The organism is Hydrogenophaga aquatica (assembly GCF_054780915.1).
Map to the genome: position 1 here is coordinate 128,564 of NZ_BAAGVK010000012.1, position 6,766 is coordinate 135,329.

A 6,766-nucleotide genomic window follows, 5' to 3' on the forward strand; every position below is an offset into this window, starting at 1 on the left:
CTTCAGACCGCCAGCCGTGCGCCGCTGGCGCGGTCGAACAGGTGGGCGTCCTCGGCGTTCCATTGCAGGTGCACCTTGTCTCCGACGCGGGCGTGCAGCAGGCCCGGCACACGCGCCGTCAGGTGGCCCACGGCAGTGTCCACGGTGGCGTAGGTCTCGGGGCCGGTGGGCTCGATCATGGTCAGTGTGCCGGGCAGGCCGCTGTCGCCGAACGACAGGCTTTCAGGCCGCAGGCCGTAGGTGATTTCGGTGTTGGCGTGGGCACGCACACCAGCGGCCTGCGCCTCGGTCAGGGCCAGTGTCACGCCATGGGCGAGCAGGCCGTCGCCCGTGCGCTGTGCTTCCACCATGTTCATGGCCGGCGAGCCGATGAATTCCGCCACGAAGCGGTTGGCCGGGCGGCTGTAGATGTCGTGCGGGGTGCCGAACTGCTGCACCAGGCCGTCCTTCATCACCGCGATGCGGTCGCCCAGCGTCATGGCCTCCACCTGGTCGTGCGTCACGTACACGGTGGTGGTGCGGGTGCGCTGGTGCAACTGCTTGATCTCGGCACGCATTTCCACGCGCAGCTTGGCGTCGAGGTTGGACAGCGGCTCGTCGAACAGGAAGAGCTTGGGGTCGCGGGCCAGGGCGCGGCCCATGGCCACGCGCTGGCGCTGGCCGCCCGAAAGCTGGCCGGGCTTGCGGTCCAGCAGGTGACCGATCTGCAGCATGTGCGACACGCGCTGCACGGCGGCTTCGCGCTCGGCCTTGGGCACCTTGCGGATCTCCAGACCGAAGGCGATGTTTTGCGCCACCGTCATGTTGGGGTAGAGCGCGTAGCTCTGGAACACCATGGCGATGTCGCGGTCCTTGCTGGGCAGGCGGGTCACGTCGCGGTCGCCGATCCAGATGCTGCCCGAGGTGGGCTCGTCCAGCCCGGCGATCATGTTGAGCAGCGTGGACTTGCCACAGCCCGAGGGGCCGACCAGGATGAGGAACTCGCCTGCCTCAATGTCCAGGTCGATGCCTTTGAGGATGTGGGTGGTCTGGTTGAACGTCTTGTGAATCTGCTTGATGGTGAGCGCACCCATGGTTTATCCCTTCACGGCGCCGGCGGTGAGGCCACGCACGAAAAACTTGCCTGCGACGATGTAGACGAAGAGCGTGGGCAGCGCGGCGATGAGGGCCGCCGCCATGTCCACGTTGTATTCCTTGACGGTGCTGCTGGTGTTGGCCAGGTTGTTCAGACCCACGGTGATGGGCTTGCTGTCGGCCCCCGAGAACACCACGCCGTAGAGGAAGTCGTTCCAGATGTTGGTGAACTGCCAGATCAGCGTGACCACCATGATGGGGGTGGACAGCGGCAGCACGATGCGGTGGAAGATCTGCCAGAAGGTGGCGCCGTCCAGTTGTGCCGCCTTGATGAGTTCGTCGGGCAGGCCCACGTAGTAGTTGCGGAAGAACAGGGTGGTGGAGGGGATGCCCGCGACCACGTGCACCAGGATCAGGCCCCAGATGGAACTGGCGATGCCCAGCCAGCCCAGAATCTGGCTCATGGGCAGCAGCACCACCTGCATGGGCATGAACACGCCGAACAGCATGAAGGCGAAAAGCGTGTCGCTGCCCTTGAACTTCCACTTGCTCAGCACGTAGCCGTTGATGGAGCCCAGCAGCGTGGATACCAGCACGGCAGGCACCACCATGGCCACGGAGTTCCAGAAGAAGGGGCGCAGGCCTTCGCACTGCACGCCGGTGCAGGCGGTGCTCCAGGCCTTGCCCCAGGCCTCCATCGTGGGAGCGGTGGGCAGGCTCAGCAGGTTGCCGGTGCGGATCTGGTCGGCGTCCTTGAGCGAGGTGACCAGCATCACGTACAGCGGCGCCAGGAACCACAGCGCAAAGATCAGCAGCAGGCCCCAGAGGATGAGGCGGTGGTAGGTCAGGCGGTTCATCGCTTGGTCCTCAGTTCAGAGTAGAGGTAGGGCACCACGATGGCGGCGACGGTGGCCAGCATGACGGTGGCGCTGGCGGCGCCCAGCCCGATCTGGCCGCGCGTGAAGGCGTGGGCGTACATGAAGGTGGCGGGCAGGTCGGTGGCATAGCCGGGGCCGCCTGCGGTGAGCGCCATCACCAGGTCGAAGCTCTTGATGGCCAGGTGGCTCACCACCATCAGGGTGCTGAAGAACACCGGGCGCAGGCTGGGCAGGATGATGCTCCAGTAGATGCGCGGCAGGCTGGCGCCGTCCACCTGGGCGGCCTTGATGATCGAGTCGTCGATGCCGCGCAGCGCCGCCAGGAACAGCGCCATCACGAAGCCTGCGCTTTGCCAAACGCCCGCGATGACGATGCAGTAGATGGCCATGTCCGGGTCCACCAGCCACCCGAAGGAGAAGTTCTCGAAGCCCCATTCCCGCATCAGGTGCTCCAGCCCCAGGCCGGGGTTGAGCATCCATTTCCAGGCGGTGCCGGTGACGATGAAGGAGATCGCCATGGGGTAGAGGTAGATGGTGCGCAGCATGCCTTCGCCGCGGACCTTCTGGTCGAGCAGGATGGCCAGCAGCACGCCCACGGCCATGGCTCCGCCGATGAACAGCACGCCGAAGATGCCGAGGTTGGTCAGCGCGACGCGAAAGCGGTCGTTGGTGAACAGCGCCTCGTACTGGGTGAACCCGACGAAGTCGTAATTGGGCAGCAGGCGCGATGCGGAAAGCGACAGGTAGCCGTTCCAGACCATCAGGCCGTAGATGAAAAGCAGCGAGAGCAGGAAGCTGGGGGCAACGACCAGCTTGGGCAGCCACGCGGCCGCCCGGGAGGATGTGGCAGACATGGGCTGCTCCGGTCGGGGGAAACGGCGGTCCGCCCCCCGGGGGGTAGGGGCGGACCGGGCAACGGTGGTGTAACCGCTGGATTACTTCGTCATTGCAGCCTTGGCAATGCGGTCCTGGGCGGCCTGCACGGTCACCTTGTCGTCGTTCCAGAACTGGCTCACGGCGTCCTGGATGGCACCTGCGGCAGCTGCCGGGATGGCCATGCCGTGCGCGGCGGACGGCACCAGCGAGCCGCCCTTGGCGGTGTCGACGAAGTCCTTGGCGCTGAGCTTGGCGCAGTCGTCGAACTTGGACAGGTCCATGTTCAGGCGCACGGGAATGGAGCCCTTGTTCAGGTTGAACACTTCTTGGAACTGGGGCGACATGATGGCGGCTGCCAGGTCTTTCTGGGCCTTGACGTTGGCGTCGTTCTTCAACTGGAACATGGCGAAGGAGTCCACGTTGAAGGTGTAGGACTTGGCGGTGCCGGGGGCCGGCGCGCAGACGAAGTCCTTGCCCGGGGTCTTGCCTGCGGCCAGGAACTCGCCCTTGGCCCAGTCACCCATGATCTGCATGCCGGCTTCGCCCTTGATCACCATGGCGGTGGCCAGGTTCCAGTCGCGGCCAGGGGCGTTCTTGTCGGTGTAGCCCTTGATCTTGCGGAAGGTCTCGAGCGCCTTGGTCATCGTGGGGCTCTTGAGCGAGTTCTGGTCCAGCTGCACCAGCGTCTTCTTGTAGAAGTCGGCGCCGCCCACGCCCAGTACCACGGCCTCGAACGTGGTGAAGTCCTGCCAGCTCTGGCCGCCATGGGCCACGGGGATCACGCCAGCTTTCTTGAGCTGTTCGGCGGCCGCGAAGAACTCGTCCCAGTTGGCGGGCACCTTGGCGCCGGCCTTCTTGAACACCTCGGGGTTGGCCCACAGCCAGTTCACGCGGTGCACGTTTACGGGCACGGCAATGTAGTTGCCCTTGTACTTCATCACGTCGCTCACGACCTTGGGCAACAGGCTGTCCCAGCTCTCGGCCTTGGCCACGTCGTCGATGTTGGCCAGCACGCCTTCGGCAGCCCATTCCTGCAGCGAGGGGCCCTTGATCTGGGCTGCGGCAGGCGCGTTGCCCGACACCACGCGGGACTTGAGTACCGTCATGGCGTTGTCACCGCCACCACCGGCCACGGCAAAGTCCTTCCAGGTGTGGCCTTTGCCCTGCAGCTGCGACTTCAGCGCGGCAGCCGCCTTGGCCTCGCCGCCGCTGGTCCACCAGTGCAGCACTTCAACTTCGCCCGCCTGCGCCGACAGGCCGGCGCACAGGGCTGCGGCAGCCCAGATGGTACGTTTTAGATAAGTGGGGGTACGCATGATCGGTCAATCTCCTTGGGTTGGCCTGGATGGCCGGGTTGATGGGCTGCCATGTGCGTTTGCATCTGTCGGGCAGTGCCACGCCGCAAATATTAATAAACCTTTAATTTATTAACACTAGGTTAAACCCTGATGTCCTTCGCCCCGGCATGACGCACGAACAGCTTCACATCCGTTAAGCTTTCGTCATGAGACTGCTGCTCGCCGAAGACGACGCCATCCTGGCCGATGCGCTCAAGCTCCACCTGGAGGGAGCGGGATATACCGTGGAGCACGCGCCCAACGGGGCGGTGGCTGACTACCTGCTGCACCGCTACCCGTTCGACATCGCGGTGCTTGACGTGGGCCTGCCCATGCTGGACGGCATTGGCGTGCTGCGGCACGTGCGCCAGACTCAGCCGGCCTTGCCGGTGCTGCTGCTGTCAGCGCGAGACGCGCTGGACGACCGCGTGGCCGGCCTGCAGGCGGGGGCCGACGATTACGTGACCAAGCCCTTCGATCTGCCGGAGCTGCTGGCGCGCCTGCAAGCGCTGCTGCGGCGGCGGCAACCCCTGCCGGTGGACGCCGACTGTGCGGGACTGCACCTGGACGGTGACCGCCGCCGCGCCACAGTGGCCGGTGTTGCGCTGGAGCTCAGCGGACGGGAGTGGACACTGCTGGAGCTGCTGGTGCAGCAGCGTGACAAGGTGGTGACCAAGGAACAGATCGCCCAGGCCTGGGCCGGGGACGGTGCCGAAAGCGGCCCGGGCAACACCGTCGAGGTCTACATCCACCGCCTGCGGCGCAAGCTGGAGGGGTCGGGCGTTGCGATCCGCACGGTTCGGGGGCTGGGCTATCTGATGGAAACCGCCGAGGCCGGATGAGCACCTTCGCACCATCCTTCCATCCAGCGGACGAACGGGGGCGTGGCGGCCTGAGCCTGTCGCGCCAGCTGCTGCTGTGGGTGCTGCTGCCCCAGGTGGTGTTGTGGCTGGCGGGCGGCGTGGCAGCCTACTACCTAGCGGCCGGTTACGTCAAACAGGCCATCGACAACGGGCTGTTGCAGTCCAGCCGATCTTTGGCGCGGCAGCTCAAGCCCATCGGTAACGGCCTGCTGATCGACTTCCCACGCGCCGCGCAAGACGTGCTGGAAGCCGACCCCGATGACCGGCAGTACTACATGGTGAGCTCCCCGCCGGGGCAGTTTGTGCTGGGCAACCGGACCCTGCCGCCACCCCCGCAGCAGCTGACGAGCGCGGGCCCGTTGATGGACCAGCCATACTTTTACGATGGTGAGATGCCCACGGCGCCACAAGGCGGGCAGACGCAGCGTGTGCGAGTGGTGGCGCTGTACCTGTCGCTGGAAGGGGAGTCCAACGCTCCCCCGCAGACCATGCTGGTGCAGATTGCCCGCAGCAACAACACCCGCGAGCAGCTGGCGCGGCGCATCCTGGTGGACATGCTGCTGCCCATGTCCACGCTGGTGCTGCTGATGACCGTGATCGTGCGGCTGGGCATCCGGGCCGGTCTGTCACCGCTGATGCGCTTGCGCCAGCAGGTGGAAGGCCGCGCCCCGAGCGACCTGGCTCCGCTGCAGCTGGACGCTGCGCCACTTGAGCTGCACGCGCTGGCGACAGCGCTCAATACCTTGCTGGCTGAGGCCCACGAACACGTAGAGGCGCAAAAGCGCTTCATCGGTGACGCGGCCCACCAACTGCGCACACCGCTGGCTGGCTTGAAGAGCCAGACCGAGCTGGCCTTGCAGCAGGCCACAGATCCTGAGCTTAGACAGCGGCTGCTGCGCGTGCATGAGAGCGCCACGCGCAGTGCGCACCTGGTGTCACAGCTGCTGACGCTGGCGCGTGCGGCGCCGGAGGCGGTGGCGCTGTCGCAGGCCGCGCCTTTCGATCTGCGGGCCATGCTGCAGGGGCTGGTCGCCGAATCGGTGCCGCGCGCGCTCAAGGCGCATATCGACCTGGGTTGGGACGACACGGCCGGTCAGCCTGTGTGGGTACGTGGCAAGCCGGAACTGTTGCGTGAAGCGGTCTTCAACCTGATAGACAACGCGCTGAACTATGCCGGTGCCAACAGCGAAGTCACCGTGGGGCTGGACGTGCTGGCCGGTGTGGCCGTGGTGCGTGTTGGTGACAACGGGCCCGGCATCGGTCCGCAGGCACGGGAGCGGGTGTTCGAACGGTTCGTTCGGGGGACTGACCAGGGTTCGGGCTGCGGCCTGGGGCTGGCCATTGTGCGCGACATTGTGGAGCGCCACGATGGCGGGGTGGAACTCGTCCACCCCGAGCCGCATGGGCTGGTGGTGCGCATCACCTTGCCGCTGACGCAGCCACCACTGGCGGCCGCGGCCTAGGCCAGAACCGCCGGTTTCGCTGCGTCAGGCGGCGTGCTTGCCCACCACGCGCGCCATTTCCAGGCACTTGTTGGAGTAGCCCCACTCGTTGTCGTACCAGCTCACCACCTTCACGAAGGTGCCGTCCAGCGCAATGCCCGCGTCCGCATCGAACACGCTGGTGCAGCTCTCGCCCCGGAAGTCGGTGGACACCACCTTGTCCTCCGTGTAGCCCAGCACGCCTTTCATGGCCCCCACGCTCTGCGCCTTCATCTCGGCACAGATCTCGGCGTAGG

At 66.0% G+C, this 6,766-nt stretch carries 6 protein-coding genes and 1 pseudogene; 2 read left to right on the plus strand and 5 right to left on the minus strand.

Going from position 1 to position 6,766, the window contains the following annotated elements; genetic code table 11:
- Positions 1-2: 2 nt before the first annotated feature.
- The 4 genes from ACYVHH_RS11865 to ACYVHH_RS11880 all read right to left on the minus strand — a co-directional run bounded on the left by ACYVHH_RS11865 (position 3) and on the right by ACYVHH_RS11880 (position 4,144).
- Positions 3-1,073: an ABC transporter ATP-binding protein gene (locus ACYVHH_RS11865; protein ID WP_460565382.1), complete on the minus strand. Its 1,071-nt coding sequence runs from the start codon at positions 1,071-1,073 to the stop codon at positions 3-5.
- Positions 1,074-1,076: 3 nt separating this feature from the next.
- Complete coding sequence (locus ACYVHH_RS11870; RefSeq protein WP_460565383.1) at positions 1,077-1,931, minus strand: carbohydrate ABC transporter permease; 855 nt, start codon at positions 1,929-1,931, stop codon at positions 1,077-1,079.
- A complete protein-coding gene (locus ACYVHH_RS11875; protein ID WP_460565384.1) occupies positions 1,928-2,806 on the minus strand; it encodes a carbohydrate ABC transporter permease in 879 nt (292 codons plus the stop codon). Before ACYVHH_RS11875 ends, ACYVHH_RS11870 begins: the two co-directional genes overlap by 4 nt.
- An 81-nt stretch (positions 2,807-2,887) precedes the next feature.
- Positions 2,888-4,144 carry an ABC transporter substrate-binding protein gene (locus ACYVHH_RS11880; protein WP_460565385.1) on the minus strand — a complete coding sequence of 419 codons (1,257 nt, stop codon included), beginning with the start codon at positions 4,142-4,144 and terminating at the stop codon, positions 2,888-2,890.
- A 188-nt stretch (positions 4,145-4,332) separates the two neighbouring features.
- On the opposite strand from ACYVHH_RS11880, the gene ACYVHH_RS11885 reads away from it, so the two are divergent.
- Entirely contained in the window at positions 4,333-5,007 is a 675-nt protein-coding gene (locus ACYVHH_RS11885) for a response regulator transcription factor (RefSeq protein ID WP_460565386.1), read from the plus strand.
- A complete protein-coding gene (locus ACYVHH_RS11890; RefSeq protein ID WP_460565387.1) occupies positions 5,004-6,491 on the plus strand; it encodes a sensor histidine kinase in 1,488 nt (495 codons plus the stop codon). Before ACYVHH_RS11885 ends, ACYVHH_RS11890 begins: the two co-directional genes overlap by 4 nt.
- A 24-nt stretch (positions 6,492-6,515) precedes the next feature.
- Here ACYVHH_RS11890 and ACYVHH_RS11895 read toward each other — a convergent pair.
- A pseudogene (locus ACYVHH_RS11895) lies at positions 6,516-6,766 on the minus strand (type I glyceraldehyde-3-phosphate dehydrogenase); the annotation flags it as partial.

Excerpts from the sequence above, each read along its gene's own strand:
- ACYVHH_RS11865 (WP_460565382.1), bottom strand. The coding sequence starts at position 1,073 with ATGGGTGCGCTCACCATCAAGCAGATTCACAAGACGTTCAACCAGACC.
- ACYVHH_RS11870 (WP_460565383.1), bottom strand. The coding sequence starts at position 1,931 with ATGAACCGCCTGACCTACCACCGCCTCATCCTCTGGGGCCTGCTGCTG.
- ACYVHH_RS11875 (WP_460565384.1), bottom strand. The coding sequence starts at position 2,806 with ATGTCTGCCACATCCTCCCGGGCGGCCGCGTGGCTGCCCAAGCTGGTC.
- ACYVHH_RS11880 (WP_460565385.1), bottom strand. The coding sequence starts at position 4,144 with ATGCGTACCCCCACTTATCTAAAACGTACCATCTGGGCTGCCGCAGCC.
- ACYVHH_RS11885 (WP_460565386.1), top strand. The coding sequence starts at position 4,333 with ATGAGACTGCTGCTCGCCGAAGACGACGCCATCCTGGCCGATGCGCTC.
- ACYVHH_RS11890 (WP_460565387.1), top strand. The coding sequence starts at position 5,004 with ATGAGCACCTTCGCACCATCCTTCCATCCAGCGGACGAACGGGGGCGT.